This is a genomic window from Roseimaritima multifibrata, assembly GCF_007741495.1.
GTDB lineage: Bacteria > Planctomycetota > Planctomycetia > Pirellulales > Pirellulaceae > Roseimaritima > Roseimaritima multifibrata.
The window spans coordinates 4,882,044-4,896,274 of the sequence record NZ_CP036262.1 but is presented as its reverse complement, the minus strand read 5'-3'; the positions used below and the strand labels follow the sequence as shown (position 1 = coordinate 4,896,274).

The following is a 14,231-nucleotide window of genomic DNA, read 5'->3' as shown; positions in this document are numbered from 1 at the left end:
TGCGAGGGAGGATGGGGGTACGTTCTAGTTCGTGTTTCGAATCTCGGGGGCTTTTTCCGTAGTCCCGAGTAACGCGGTGTCGTTGGTTTCTTCTGCCCAGTCTTGGAGAGCTGCCGAAAGCCGCTTCAGGGTTGGTTGGTGTTCCGGTTGCGCGGCGAGGTTCTCGATTTCATCAGGGTCCGACTGCAAATCATAAAGCTCGATTTCGGGGACCACCGCCCCAAGATTTTGTGGATCCATCTCCGCTAAAATGCGGTACTGCATGGGGAACTGGTCTTTTACCCGAACCGTTTCGGCGTAGGTCCGATTTCCCCAAGTCTTGAATTGTCGCGAATCCGCATTCACTTGCCGCCAAGCGGTTTTAACATTTTTACGATAGATCAGTTTCCAGCGGCCATCGAAAACCGAACGTTCTTGCATTCCATCATTGGGTAATGGCCCTCGGTTCGATATTTCCGCAAAAACGTACTCCCTGCGTTTCGATTGATCGCTTGGCTTTTGCTCGGCATTCAGTAAATCGGCGAAGGATTGTCCGTGAAGTGGATAATCGATATTGGCTTGAAGCCCACACCATTCAAGCAATGTCGGCAGTAAATCAAGTTCGCTGATCAGCTCTTTCCTTGTCGCATCTGCCGCTATTCCCGGTCCACTTATTATCAGGGGAACCCGAAGCCCCAAATCGTAAAGAGTCATTTTTCCATGCTGGAACGTGGGCCCATGATCGCTCATGAAGATCACAATCGTGTTGTCTGCCTGTCCGGATTTATGGAGGGAAGCGAGGGCCTGTCCGGTCAATACGTCTGCTTCTTCGATCCCCGCAAGGTATTCTGACCAGTCTTTGCGGACCGTCGGCGTATCGGGGAGGAACGCCGGTAGCGAGACCGAATCAGGGTTCACTCGGATCGGTTTTTTATCGCTGTTGGGATAAGGACGGTGAGAATTGGGAATGTTGACCAGCAAGAACCAGGGTTGCTTCCGGCTTGCCGCATGCGTCATGAAATCGGCGATTTCCTGCTTGCTGCCGTGCAAAAATTCATCGTACGGAAATTTGCGATTGGGAAGGACATGCAGTTTGTGGGTGACGCCTTGGTAGTACCCGTTGGCCCGCAAGATTTCAGGTAGGGTTGTGAACCGGTCTTGGATTCGGTTTTTCCTGGCAAGCAGTCGGTTGTGTTCTTCCGCGGTGACTTGATCCGCAGGTTTATGGTAGTTGTGGGTGTTGTTGAGGATCCCATTCGTATGGCAGTGAAGGCCTGTATAAATCGCCGCTTTTGAGGCTGAACACACGGGGTACGCAACGAAGGCATTCCGGAAGGTAATTCCTGATTTCGCGATCGAATCCATGTGTGGCGTCTGCAACCCCGGAGTTCCTAAAGCACTCATGTGAGCCCCTTGGTCCTCGGTCAATACAAATAGAATGTTGGGGTGATCTGCGGCAGAAATCAGGCCTGCCAGCAGAGATAAGCAAGCCGTCGTCGCGATTCGAATTTGCATTGTGTTCATAAGAGAATGGCCAGTGGTGGCGTGGACTTCGGTTCGCCCAACGCCGCAAGCTGGCCGGTGACACCACCATACGACGGAGGTCTTTTCCGGCCGCTCAAGCCGATTTGCTACCTTGGGGAAATCAGCAATTGCTTGTGGGGCACGCCCCCAAGGTCTTACCCGACAGGTGATCGCCTGCCAGGTAAGTGAAAGGGAGGGCTGCCGGGGCAGCCAGCTAACAGGAACCTATTGGGCAAGTTGATAGACCGATATCGATTCGATGATCATTTCGCCGGCATCGGCGTACTTGTCGTAGGTTGCAAACGGATCGAAACGGAGCTGTCCGACCGGTTCCGAGCCGCTTACTTTAAATAGGTAAGCGTTCACTTGTTCCGCAGGCTTCAGCGTCCGTTTTGATTGCTGGATCCCGTTAAAGCCTTTTGAAGATTCAGCCCAGAAAAACTGGCTGGACGCTCCGTCGGCGGGCATCGCTACCAATTCAATCGCAATGTTTCCGCTCGCTTCAGCGCTTAAGCGAGCCGCCATTTGCGAATCATCCGCGGTAGCAACCAACATCGTTTTCCCGTCGCGTTGCACGATTTCGACTCCTTTTCGTTCGACCCACTTGGCCACATCCGCAGGATTGGAGAAATCCCAGCTGGCAACTTTCTTGGCTCCGGTTAGGTCGATTCGGTCCGGATTGATCGAAGTGTCCTTCGGTTTCGACGTGACCAATGTTCGGTCTGAATTTTTGATCCCATTGGTCGCGGAGAATTCATAGGTTCCCGATGCGACCGAAAGGACGGCGGCCCCCGCTTCGTGGCGAAGCAACTTCACAAAGGGATTCCCCTGCAGGGCTTTTCCGCCTTCGGTGATCGAGGTGGGATCTGCGGTTAACAGGTAAACCGTTGCCGTGGTGTTGGCAGGGATCGTCACGTTTAAGTGGAAGCGATCGTTGTCGATCTTCCAGTCGCTGCGGATGGTTCCGCGGATCGAATCATAGCTGGCTTTCACCCAGTCGATCGGCTTGTGCATTCCGTTACTACCGGGAGCCGGCGGATGCGGATGGATGATGATCTTCTGGAACCCTGGACCATCCGATTGAATCCCTGCCAAGGTCGCGAACATCCATTCACAGACCGCTCCAAACGCATAGTGCGAGAACGAATTCATGGCCGCGTTATGGCGTCCGAAAGCGTCCTCTTTGGTGTAACTGTCCCAGCGTTCCCAAATGGTGGTGGCTCCATTGGAAATTTCGTAACCCCACGACGGAAATTCGCGTGACTGCAACAGAAAGGCTGCAAGGTCGTTTTGTCCCGAAGCCGAAAGGACGGGCAGCAGCGGCCGAGTTCCCAGGAAGCCGGTTGCCATGTGGTTGCCGTTTTCGGCCACCATCTTGGCAAGGTGTTGACCGGTCTGGTCACGCATCTTGTCGGGGATCAGGTTCGCAAACAGAGCAAGCGCTTGTGCGGTTTGCGTATTGACGTTCACGCTGCCGTCAGCGTTTAGGTATTTCGCTTGAAAGGCAGCTTTCGTTTTTTCGAATTGACCTCGATACGCGGCGGCTTTGTCAGCGCGTCCCGTCGCGGCAGCCATTTCAGCCATCATGTTGGCCGAAATTGCGTAGTAGATGGTGTCGACGTAATCGAGCGGCGTTTCCGCACCTTGGGCCAACCAGTCTCCCCAGGCATTCCCGTGGGCGACGCCAAGGTTATCGACACTGGTTCGGTTGCGCCAGTCCATGAATCGTTCCATCGGTTCCCAGCAATCTTCGATGACTTGGGTGTCGCCATAGAACTGCCAGATTGTCCAAGGGCAAATGACCCCCGCATCGGCCCAAGCGGTCCCAAAATCCCAACCATGCTGGAACGGGAACGGAGCGTATCCGGGGAAGGCACCGCTGGGACGTTGAGATTCCATCAGCTCTCGAAGCCATTTCGTGTAGAAGGCTCCGATGTCTGCGTTGTAGGCCGCGGTCGCGACATAGGCCTGCGCGTCGCCGGTCCAGCCCATTCGCTCGTCACGTTGAGGGCAGTCGGTCGGCAGGTCTAGGAAATTCGCACGCTGAGTCCAAACGACATTCTTGAACAGTTGATTGACCATTGGATCGCTACACGTAAATGTACTGGTCATTGGCGTATCGCTGTGGATCACCAAACCGGTGACGGCTTCCTTGGTTGGCGGTGTTGCACAATTCGATAGTTCAACGAACTGGAATCCATGGAACGTGAAACGAGGTTCGTAGGTTTCACCCTCGGGGTCGCCTTTGCAAATATAAAAATCGGTTGCCCGTGCTTTGCGGAGATTCTCCGTCATCAGGCGGCCATCGGGGTGGAGCATTTCGCCATACCGAATACGAATTTTCTGTCCGGCAGGCCCTTTGACTTTTAAGCGGATCGTTCCGGCAAAGTTCTGCCCTAGATCAAACATGAATGTCCCGTCGTCCCGTTTGGTTACCGTTTTGGTCCGAAGCTGTTCCGTTACGCGGACAGCGACGCCTGGAAAAGCTTCCAGTTTGGGGCGTTGGAAACCAAAGTCGGTTTCGATGCCTAGATTGCGAACGCCTTGTCCCGGTTTTTCAGGATTGTGGCGTTGGAAGAATTTTGCTTTTGGGTGGCCATTATCCTTGGCGAGGACCGCTTGATCCCAAGTGTCGTCACGAAATCCCGGGCGTGACCAACCAGGCATTTCCTTTCGCGCGTCGTACGCTTCGCCCATCAGCAGGTCGGCCTCTTGAATCGGGCCGTTTCCGGTCACCTTCCAAGTGGAATCGGTCCCGACGACTTGGCGTGAACCATCGGCATACTCGATTTCTAACTGAGCCATCACCGAAGGCGTTTTCCCGTAGGTGGCACGTCCGGTTTTCTCGGTCCCCATGCCTGTAAGTAAACCGAAACCGACGTAGCCGCTGTACCAACCGTCCGCCACCCAGGCTCCCAACGCATTGTCACCTGATTGAACCATTTGGGTCACATCGTAGGTATTGTAGTAGGCTCGCTGCCGATAATCGGTCCAGCCAGGGGCAAAGAGGGCATCGCTAACTCTTTGCCCATTCAGGTGCAATTCGTAGATCCCCAACGCAGTCGCATAGACGGTAGCACGCACTATTTGATTCGAAGCGTGGAACTCTTTGCGGTATTGCCGGGCCGCGGGCAGATAGAGGTTTTCCGTATCCGTATAGATCGGTTCTTTGTCATCGTAACTGATGTATTCGGCAGACCAGTCGGAATCCTTAAGCAGCGCCATCGACCACGACGCTGGTTCGCTGACCGACGTTGGTGCCGATTTCGCATCCCCATTCTGTTGGTCCCAGACTTGGACTTTCCAAAAACATTGTTGACGGGATGTTAACGGAGTCCCCGCGTATTTAATAAAGAGGGTTTGGTTCGAATCGATCTTCCCAGAATCCCACAGGTCTCCCTCATCGCTTGCCAATTTCTCGGCAGTCGAAGCGACAAGGATCCGGTAGGCCGTTTGCTGTTCCCCACGCGTCTTGGATTCTAGTTGCCAACTCAGGCGAGGCTGAGTGATGTCGATGCCCACCGGGTTCTCGAGGTACTCACAGCGAAGATGGACAGGTTCCACGGCCGCCACATTGGCGACGACAAATAGTCCAAGTAGCAGTCCAAAAGTTGTGTATAGCGTTTTCATGTTGCAAAGCATGGGGGAAATTCCGGGAGTTCAGTGATTTCTAGATTTCAACTCGTTCAGCATCGCTCGGCAGCGGGCGGCTCATCCATATCGGGGTGGCAATGAACCAACCGATGGTGCCGATCAAGGCGGTTGTTTTGACGGTTTCCAGACTGGCTGTGCCCACGAAGAACTGCAGGCACGGGACAATCACCAATCCAAGCGTTATCAAAGAAACAATTTTGGCAATTTTATTCATGAGATAAGGCCTCTTGGTTCGGCAGTGTTCGTTGGGTGAATTTGCTAAGGATTAGGTAGAGGATTCCACAGGCAACCCAGCACGGAATGACGGCATACGCAGCAAAGATGCCCTGCCAGAAAATCAGATACAGGCCGACGATCACCGGCAGCAACCAGGCAATCATCACGGCTGAATTGACTTTGATTCCACTGTGGGTGGCGTATTCGTCTCGAAGTCCAAAACGTTTCAGTAGATAAAAATCGACAAAGATGACGGCTCCCATCGGGCCTAAGATGGTTCCGTAAGTACCGACAAATCCCAGCAGTTGAGCCGAAAGATTGGGGAACGCTCCGGCGATGGTTGCGACCGCCCCTGCAGTCAAAGTCATCGCGGTTCGCGAAGTTTTCGGTAACACGCCCTGGAACGCTAGGCCGGCGCGGTAGATCGTGGGGTTGGCGGTTGTCCAACCCGCGATCACGACGCAGATGATTCCTGCCCACCCGAGCGATTGGTACGCAAGCATACCGGGATTGGCGACCACCTTCCCGTCGGCTCCGGTTGCTAGATCCGGTTGCAGTTTAATCAACGCCGCCAGGAGGAGGGCGGCGGCAATCCAGGCCATGTAGTGTCCCAGGAACATCCCGATGGCAGGAGCCCAGCCAGAGGCCTTACTGCGGGCAAAACGAAAGATGGAAAGGTCGGCCATCCCGAAGTGCATCGCTCCGTTGCACAACCAAGCAAAGACAACAATCTGCCAGAACCCAAAGGTTTCCGATCCGTTTTTCTCTTGAACAAAGGCTACCGCATCGGTCCAGTATTTTCCCTCTGACAATGCGGCCATGTTGGTCGCGTCCATCTGGGTTAGCGAGACGATTCCACAGGCGGCGAAGACGCCGATCATCCAGGGGGCCGCAATATTTGCAAAACGTGCGACCCGTTCGTATCCGCCCGCTGCAACCGCGGCGATGACGATCCCTACGATTGCAACCAATGCCGTGAAGGATGGGTTGCTTAACCCGAACATGTTGCTTGGTACATCAAAGGTGATGTCAAATGGAACTCCAACCGCCGAAGCTGAAACCGTTACCATCGCGCCCGCTAAAAAGCAGAAAAGTAGGCCGTTGATCAAGTTATAGAACTTGACCAAGGATCCCCCGGCGATTCTTTCCAGTTGGTAGTACAGCGTCATTCGCTTGGCCATTGCGATCGGTACCACTAGGAACCGCCACGTCAGCACGGCTAAAAAATTGCCCAGCAACAGACCCAGCAATAGGTCCGATAGACTGGCCCCTGCCGCGAGAAAAAGGGGACCGATCATGAATTCCGTACCCGCGGCATGTTCGCCGGCGTACATGCCCCAGAATTTTCCTGAACCTAGCAGTGCGGAATTTGGAACCGGTTCGCGTTCAAATTCTCCACCTGAGTTCGAGGCGTTGTCGTCCGTCATGAGGGCTCTCGTGGTTTCTGATTAACGGGGTGATTCGGTTTCCAGTGTAATGACTGGAGTGAGTAGTGAAGGACGCTACACGGTTGCCGAGCAAGAGCTCCGGAGGGAAAGCGTCGTTTTCTCGTATTCTTGGACTTTGTTCAGCCACTCGGCACCGACGGGGACGCCGACGGACTGGCAGTAGTGGTCCCAGATCGCACCCAGCGGCATCGTTTTTTGTTCTTCCATTAATGCTAGGCGGGACGTGAAATCGCCATCACGCTCCAGTTGCTGAAGTTTTTCGGTAGGTTCCAGCGAGGCTGCCAAAAGCGCCTTCAATGCGTTGCGAGTTCCGATCGCCCAGGCGGCGACGCGATTGATACTGGCATCAAAGAAATCTAAACCAATGTGGACTCGGTTCAGGTAATCGCCGCGAACGATTTCTTGCATGATCGCCTGTAATTCATCGCTGTAAGTGACGACGTGGTCACTGTCCCAGCGAACCCCACGACTGACATGCAAGAGTAGTTCTGGGACATACATTAAGACCGAAGAGATTTTGTCGGAGATCCCTTCCGTTGGATGAAAATGCCCTGCGTCTAGGCAAAGAACCTTGTTGCGCGAGATCGCATATCCCATGTAAAATTCATGGGACCCAACAACGTAGCTTTCACTGCCAATCCCAAATAGCTTGCATTCAACAGCATCCAACGTGTGGGCTGCCGGTAGGTTTTCAGAGAAAATTGCGTCTAGCGATGCCGCCAATCTCTCACGCGGCGCCTTACGACTGGCTGGAGTGTCCTTGTAGCCATCGGGGACCCAGAAGTTGTTGATGCACGGATTCCCTTGGGCTTTCCCCATCGCTGCGGCGATCTTGCGGCAGGCGATGCCGTGGTCGATCCAGAACTGGCGAATTCCCTCGTCGGCATGTGCAAGCGTAAACCCGTCCGCTGCCTTGGGATGAGAGAAATAGCTGGGGTTGAAATCCAAACTGATTTCTTGGCTTGCCGCCCAATCGATCCAGCCCTGGAAGTGTTCGACTTCGATTTGATCGCGATCGACGGGGCCATTGAAGTCCCCGTACATTGCATGCAGGTTCAAACGGTGCTTGCCCGGGATCAACGAGTAGGCAAGTTCCAGGTCGCTTTTCAGTTCATCCGCCGTCCGAGCGCGTCCGGGATAGTTGCCGGTCACGGCCAACCCGTTGCCGAGGGCTCCCTCATCCCCTTCAAAGCCCGCAACGTCGTCCCCCTGCCAGCAGTGAACCGAGATCGCAACGCTTCGAATTTTTTCCAAAGCGGCGTCGACGTCCACTCCAAGTGATGCGTATTGCTCCTTGGCAAGCAGAAAAGCTTTCTCGATATTGGCTGGATTGGTCATGGGCTGATTCCGGGTCAAGGGAAAGGAAAGGCTCTTTCCGGCATTCTAGTGAAGCTGCTGTAGCCATAGTTTAGTGATATTCGATCGTAAAACCTTGACGATTGTGACACGAAGTAGCACAATAGTGCCGGGCTGGCCGGTTTGCAGCCCGAGGAGCAGGTTCTTGGATTTACCCGCGTGTGGATTCTCGATGGAGCAGGATCCCCAGTAGGGCTATTTGATTGGGGTAGGCGAATGATTCGAAAACTGAGGAAGCAGGATTGGTTCCACCCCGATGGGTTCCCGATCGCAGTGGAACGGCGTGATCCGCAAGAACCCTTTGGCCTGCATTCGCACGAGTTCTCGGAAATCGTGATCATCACGGGGGGAAAAGGGGTCCATATAACGGGTGAAGACACCTACGAATTGACTGCAGGCGATACGTTTGTCATCGGAGGCGATCGACCTCATGACTATTTAAATATGGATCGTCTGAGCCTGATCAATGTGTTGTTCGACTCCGCTCAATTGCCGCTCGCTTTCAGTGATCTTCATTCCCTACCGGGGTATCACACGCTATTCACCTTGGAGCCTGCTTGGCGGAAACGGCATATGTTCAGTAGTCGCTTGCAGTTGGCGCCGGTTGAATTGGCCGAAGCGATTCGGTTGGTCGACCAGTTGGAGGGGGAACTAGACCAGCGAGGACCCGGATTCGGTGTGATGGCAACGACGACGTGGCTGCAATTGGCAACCTTTCTGGCTCGCTGCTACAACCAGTCACGAAATCCACAAAGCAAATCCCTGCTCCGAATCGCCGAAGCGATCGCCCATATCGAAAGGCACTACACCGACCCGATTTCGCTAAAAGAGCTGATCGAAATCTCGGGGATGTCACGACGAAACTTTATTCGCACCTTCGAAGCGACGATGGGCGCTCCGCCGATCAAGTACCTGATTCGTCGCCGGATCCAACGAGCCTGTCAATTGCTTCAGCAAAGTGATCAGAGCATCACCCAAATCGCCCTGACGGTCGGTTTCGGAGACAGTAATTATTTCAGCCGGCAGTTTCGATTGCTAAATGGGACGTCGCCAAGGGAATACCGAAATCGAAGCGAGCAGGTGATCGGGGATGGTAACGACGGATACGGCTGAGGTCGCCTGCACGCACCACTCTGAAAATTACTTGCCCGAATTGGGGCTGCGGCGGAGCGAGGCTGTCGGGAACAAAATTGGCCGGATGCGTTGCATTTTGTTTGCCCAGCATGCCAAGCCTGCTGTAAATTGTTAAACGGACCGCGGGGTCGATGCCAATTCTGTGATCATCGTTCACCTATCATTCGCAGAACTCTAATTTTTGTTTGGGAGAAACCCTTGAGGGCGACAATCTTTTTCTGCTTGGCCATGTTTGGCTTGGGCTGTGCATCATGGCAAACGGCAACCAACGCGGCCGATTCGGATTCTTGGCCTCGATGGCGAGGCCCCCAAGGAAATGGGGTGGCCGTGGATGCGGCGCCACCTATTAGCTGGGGCGAATCGGAGAACGTACGCTGGAAGGTCCCCGTCCCGGGGGTAGGCAGTTCAACCGCAATTGTTCTGAATGATCGTGTTTACGTAAGTGCGGCGGTGAAGACCGATCGTCAAGAAGAGGGGGCGGCTGCAGAAACGCAACCGAAAGCGGCAGGTCCGCAGACTGAATCGCGTCGAGGTGGAAGAGGACGCGGCCGTCCGGAATCTCCGACGCATTATTATGATTTCATGGTGTTGGCTTTTGACCGAGCGACCGGAAAAGAAATTTGGCGGACCTCGTTGACCCAGCAGGTACCGCACGAAGCGGGGCACAGTACCAATACCTTCGCTTCTTCTTCGCCGGTAACCGATGGAGAGCATTTATTTGTTTCGTTCGGTTCTCGAGGCGTGTTCTGTCTGGATCTAGATGGCAAAGTACAGTGGCAACGGGACCTTGGGCAGATGCAAACGCGAAACGCATTCGGGGAAGCTAGCTCCCCTGCCCTACACAATGGAATTCTTGTGGTTCCCTGGGACCACGAAGGTGATTCGTTTCTCGTCGCCCTGGACGGAAAGACGGGAGAGGAAAAATGGCGAACCGCACGCGATGAACCGACAACCTGGGCGACCCCTTTGATCACAGATTTTGACGGTGGCAGCCAAGTGATAACCAATGGCACCAATCGGGTACGAAGTTACGATTTGGCAAACGGAGATTTGATTTGGGAGTGTGGTGGTCAAGTGACCAATCCGATCCCGACACCGGTTCGGTTCGAGGACAACGTGATCTGCATGACGGGGTATCGAGGCTACGCGATCTATTCGATCCCGCTAAGTTCCAAAGGGGATTTGACGGATACCGATCGTGTTTCCTGGGTCGAAGAGGACGCGGCGCCGTACGTGCCGTCGCCGGTTCTATACAAAGGGCAGCTGTACTTCAATAAATCAAATACCGGCGTGTTGGTCTCTCGGCAGGCCAAGACCGGCGAACTTGTCATCGAACCGACTCGGTTGCCCGAAATTTCCAGCATCTATGCTTCGCCCGTTGCAGCGAATGACCATATCTACGTAACAGGGCGAGACGGGACCACGGTTGTCTTAAAGCACGGCGATACGATGCAGGTCGTCGCGACTAACAAACTGGATGACAGTGTGGACGCCTCCCCGGCAATCGTCGGCGATGAAATTTTCATCCGCAGTAAATCGCACCTGTACTGCATCGCCAAGCCGTAGGCCAACCGTTGATTTAGCGACCGGTGGCGTCGAAATCGCAGAAAGTGTGTCCCCTTTTCGCCAAACGAAAGGGGGCACTGACGAAATCAATCGCCGATTTGGTCCGTTCCGTTCAGGATTTGGGGGAATCGGCGAGCCGAAAAACCGTCGTTTTGGCCTAGTGTTTTTCCCGTAGGATAACTGCGTCGTCTATTTGCATCGACTTTGCAGGAGCCTGTTTTTTTGCGTTATACTGGACATCCCTCCTTAACCCTTCCCTCCCCACTGTGATGAAGCACTGTCGGTTCGCCGCGGTTTTGTTGCGTTTGCCACGGAAATGACGCATGTCCAAATGCTGGGGCATTTGTTTTGTCCTCTGCCTATTGCCACTGAAGTTGACGTTCGCGGAAGCGGCTGCCGACGGACTACAGAAGCGTTTCGCGCGTGACGTATTGCCCGTTGTCAAAGCTCACTGCGTGGAATGTCACGATGCCGAAACCGAAGCGGCAGGCCTGAACCTTGTCCCGTTCTCGGACACCGATTCGGTAGTGCAGTCGCATTCGGTGTGGGAAGAGGTCTTGGATCAAATGGAATCGGGGGACATGCCACCTGAGGACGTTTCCCAGCCCTTGGTCGAAAATGATCGTGCCAAGGTGGTGCGATGGGTCAAGGACATGCTGCAGCAAGAATCGGCTAAGCAAGCGGGCGATCCCGGCCCCGTTTACGCCCGTCGGCTGAGTAATGCGGAATACGATTATTCGATTCGTGATTTAACCGGTTTCGATCTGCGCCCAACCAGCACGTTCCCCGTCGATCCTGCCAACGAAGCAGGGTTTGATAACTCGGGCGAATCGCTGCGAATGTCTCCGGCATTGATCAAAAAAGGAATGGACGCAGCACGGATGGTTGCGGAGCATCTTGTCTTAACGCCAGCGGGTATTCGATTCGCGCCCCACCCTGTGGCGACCGATACCGACCGCGACAAGTACTGCGTTAATCGCATCGTCCAGTTCTACAAAAGCCAGCCGACCGACTATGCGGATTATTTCTTTGCCGCCTGGCAGTTTCAGTACCGCAAGGAATTAGGGAAACCCGAGGCGACGCTGGAAAGCATCGCGGCAGACAACCAAATCAGCGAAACGTACCTTGCACTCGTTTGGGAGACGTTGCAACAGTCCGGCGCCAACGACAGTCCGCTCGCTCGGCTGCATCAGATGTTCTCGGATTTGCCGGCACCTGCCGAATTGCCGACAGCCGACGATTCCTACCAGCCGGTAAAAATCGAATGTGATGCATTGGCTGACTATGTTGAAAAAGCGAGGAAGTGGTTCGAACCTGAAATCGAAGGTTTGAAAGTAACCGGAGTCCACTCCGGGTCGCAAGCATTTGTGTTATGGAAGAACGGACAGTACGCACGCCATCGACGACGCCCTAGTTTTCAGTTTCTCAATAAGCAGGAAAACAAACCCGCAAAGCCGGAATCCGAAGCGAAGTCCGATCCCAAAGCGGAATCCGATGAACTGAATGTGGATGAATTCAGCCTGCCGTCGAAGGAACAACGCAAGTCTTTTGAAGCGGACTGTGAACGGTTTTGTAGCACCTTCCCCGATGCGTTTTACGTTTCAGAACGGGGACGAGACTACCTGGGAATTCCCAAAGAGAAACAGCAAAAAGGTCGGCTGCTGAATGCTGGGTTCCACAGCATGATGGGCTATTACCGTGATGATCAGCCCCTGGTCGAATTGGTGCTGGATGCCGACGAAAAGCAGCAACTGGACCGGTTGTGGGAAGAACTTGATTTCATTGCTTCGGCACCGCAGCGACAGTTCCAAGGAATGTTGTGGTTCGAACGGACCGATTCGGGATACATGCGAGATCCTGAATTTGATTTTGCACGACCAGAAGACAAAGCCTCTTTGCGTGCCGATTCGATTGCAAAGCTTTCCGATATCTACCTCCACAAAGCGAAGGCAAATGGAGCGGGCGAAATCGCAGTCAAAGCGATCGAAAAATATTTTGACGATATCAGTGCACAGATTCGCTGGGTGGAAACGACGCGTTCGGAAACGGAATCGATTCATGTCGAATCGATGATTCAGTTGGCGGCCCAAGCGTTTCGTCGGGATCTGCAGCCAAACGAAATCGATTCTTTCCGTTCGTTTTATCGCGATCGCCGAGAAACCGATCACCTGTCGCATGAAGAAGCGATGCAAGACCTGTTGGTTTCCATCTTGATGTCACCACACTTTTCCTATCGCGTCGATCTGCTTTGCGATAGCGACAATGTGCGGGCGTTAACGGACATTGAACTGGCCAGTCGCTTGAGTTTCTTTTTGTGGTCCAGTCTGCCTGATGAAGAACTAAGGCAAGCCGCGGCAAGCGGAAAACTGCATGAACCCGAAGTCCTTTTGGCGCAAACCCGACGGATGCTGCAAGATCCGAAAGTCCGCGGTCTGGCACTTGAGTTCGGAGGGAACTGGTTGGATATCCGCCGGTTTGAAGAACACAACAGTGTCGACCGAGAGCGTTTTCCTGAATTCAACGACTCGCTGCGTCAGGCGATGCTTGAGGAACCGATTCGATTTTTGATCGATATGTTTCAGTCCGATAGGCCGCTGGAGGACTTGATCGATTCGTCGCGAACGTTTGTGAATCAACCACTTGCCCAGCACTATGGAATCGAATTTCCTCAGGACGGCAATGCGACTTGGAGGGAGATAGATGATGCTTCGGCATATGGTCGCGGCGGCCTGCTGCCGATGTCGGTCTTTCTGACAAAGAATGCCCCGGGGCTGCGAACCAGTCCCGTGAAACGTGGGTACTGGGTGATACGCCGGTTGCTGGGAGAAGTCGTCCCACCTCCTCCGCCCGATGTGCCGGAATTGCCTGCGAGCGAAGCGGATTTAGGGGAACAAACGCTTCGGGAAGCCCTGGCGATGCACCGCGATCATGCGGCATGTGCAAGTTGCCATCAGAAAATCGATTCGATTGGATTGGTCTTTGAAGGATTTGGTCCGGTCGGTGAACGACGGATGATCGATCTAGGAGGCCGCAAGATCGATGATTCCGCCCTCTTTCCCGATGGAATTCAACGCGTCGGAATCGCTGGACTGCAAGAATATTTACGAGCTGAAAGAGCGGACGAATTTCGAAGGAACGTGGCAAGCAAGTTGCTGGCCTACGCCTTGGGAAGGACCTTGATCTTAGGCGATCAGGTTTTGATTCAGTCGCTCGTCGAATCTGATTCAGAACAGCCGATTCATTTTCGCTCTCTCATCGAGGGCATCGTTACAAGTGATGCTTTCCTAACGAAACGTGGCCGTACCAATCAACACGATCGCTCGATCGCGTCAGGGGATTCGGATGAACGATAAC

General features: G+C 53.9%; 8 protein-coding genes. 3 read left to right on the top strand and 5 right to left on the bottom strand.

All coding sequences use genetic code 11. The annotated features are described in order from the left end of the window. Positions 1-24: 24 nt before the first annotated feature. The 5 genes from FF011L_RS17695 to FF011L_RS17675 form a co-directional block, all read right to left on the bottom strand. Positions 25-1,503 carry a sulfatase family protein gene (locus FF011L_RS17695; protein WP_145352919.1) on the bottom strand — a complete coding sequence of 493 codons (1,479 nt, stop codon included), beginning with the start codon at positions 1,501-1,503 and terminating at the stop codon, positions 25-27. A gap of 225 nt (positions 1,504-1,728) precedes the next feature. Further along, positions 1,729-5,133 (bottom strand): glycoside hydrolase family 78 protein, encoded by a 3,405-nt coding sequence (locus FF011L_RS17690; RefSeq protein ID WP_145355514.1) that lies wholly within the window; start codon positions 5,131-5,133, stop codon positions 1,729-1,731. Positions 5,134-5,173: 40 nt separating this feature from the next. Next, on the bottom strand, positions 5,174-5,371 hold the full coding sequence (locus tag FF011L_RS17685; protein ID WP_145352918.1) for a hypothetical protein: 198 nt from the start codon (positions 5,369-5,371) through the stop codon (positions 5,174-5,176). Next, complete coding sequence (locus tag FF011L_RS17680) at positions 5,364-6,800, bottom strand: purine-cytosine permease family protein (protein WP_145352917.1); 1,437 nt, start codon at positions 6,798-6,800, stop codon at positions 5,364-5,366. Before FF011L_RS17680 ends, FF011L_RS17685 begins: the two co-directional genes overlap by 8 nt. Before the next feature lie 75 nt (positions 6,801-6,875). After that, on the bottom strand, positions 6,876-8,159 hold the full coding sequence (locus tag FF011L_RS17675; RefSeq protein WP_145352916.1) for an L-rhamnose isomerase: 1,284 nt from the start codon (positions 8,157-8,159) through the stop codon (positions 6,876-6,878). A gap of 234 nt (positions 8,160-8,393) precedes the next feature. On the opposite strand from FF011L_RS17675, the gene FF011L_RS17670 reads away from it, so the two are divergent. The 3 genes from FF011L_RS17670 to FF011L_RS17660 all read left to right on the top strand — a co-directional run bounded on the left by FF011L_RS17670 (position 8,394) and on the right by FF011L_RS17660 (position 14,230). Next, complete coding sequence (locus tag FF011L_RS17670) at positions 8,394-9,290, top strand: helix-turn-helix domain-containing protein (RefSeq protein WP_145352915.1); 897 nt, start codon at positions 8,394-8,396, stop codon at positions 9,288-9,290. 249 nt (positions 9,291-9,539) lie between these two features. Continuing rightward, positions 9,540-10,877, top strand: coding sequence for an outer membrane protein assembly factor BamB family protein (locus FF011L_RS17665; RefSeq protein WP_145355511.1), 1,338 nt, complete (start codon positions 9,540-9,542; stop codon positions 10,875-10,877). A 323-nt stretch (positions 10,878-11,200) separates the two neighbouring features. Continuing rightward, the gene (locus FF011L_RS17660) at positions 11,201-14,230 is read left to right on the top strand and encodes a DUF1592 domain-containing protein (protein WP_145352914.1); all 3,030 of its coding nucleotides are present in this window, start codon (positions 11,201-11,203) and stop codon (positions 14,228-14,230) included. Position 14,231: the final 1 nt, after the last annotated feature.

Bases quoted from the DNA above. Each gene is read 5' to 3' on its own strand.
- FF011L_RS17695 (WP_145352919.1), bottom strand. From the start codon at position 1,503: ATGAACACAATGCAAATTCGAATCGCGACGACGGCTTGCTTATCTCTG.
- FF011L_RS17690 (WP_145355514.1), bottom strand. From the start codon at position 5,133: ATGAAAACGCTATACACAACTTTTGGACTGCTACTTGGACTATTTGTC.
- FF011L_RS17685 (WP_145352918.1), bottom strand. From the start codon at position 5,371: ATGAATAAAATTGCCAAAATTGTTTCTTTGATAACGCTTGGATTGGTG.
- FF011L_RS17680 (WP_145352917.1), bottom strand. From the start codon at position 6,800: ATGACGGACGACAACGCCTCGAACTCAGGTGGAGAATTTGAACGCGAA.
- FF011L_RS17675 (WP_145352916.1), bottom strand. From the start codon at position 8,159: ATGACCAATCCAGCCAATATCGAGAAAGCTTTTCTGCTTGCCAAGGAG.
- FF011L_RS17670 (WP_145352915.1), top strand. From the start codon at position 8,394: ATGATTCGAAAACTGAGGAAGCAGGATTGGTTCCACCCCGATGGGTTC.
- FF011L_RS17665 (WP_145355511.1), top strand. From the start codon at position 9,540: ATGTTTGGCTTGGGCTGTGCATCATGGCAAACGGCAACCAACGCGGCC.
- FF011L_RS17660 (WP_145352914.1), top strand. From the start codon at position 11,201: ATGTCCAAATGCTGGGGCATTTGTTTTGTCCTCTGCCTATTGCCACTG.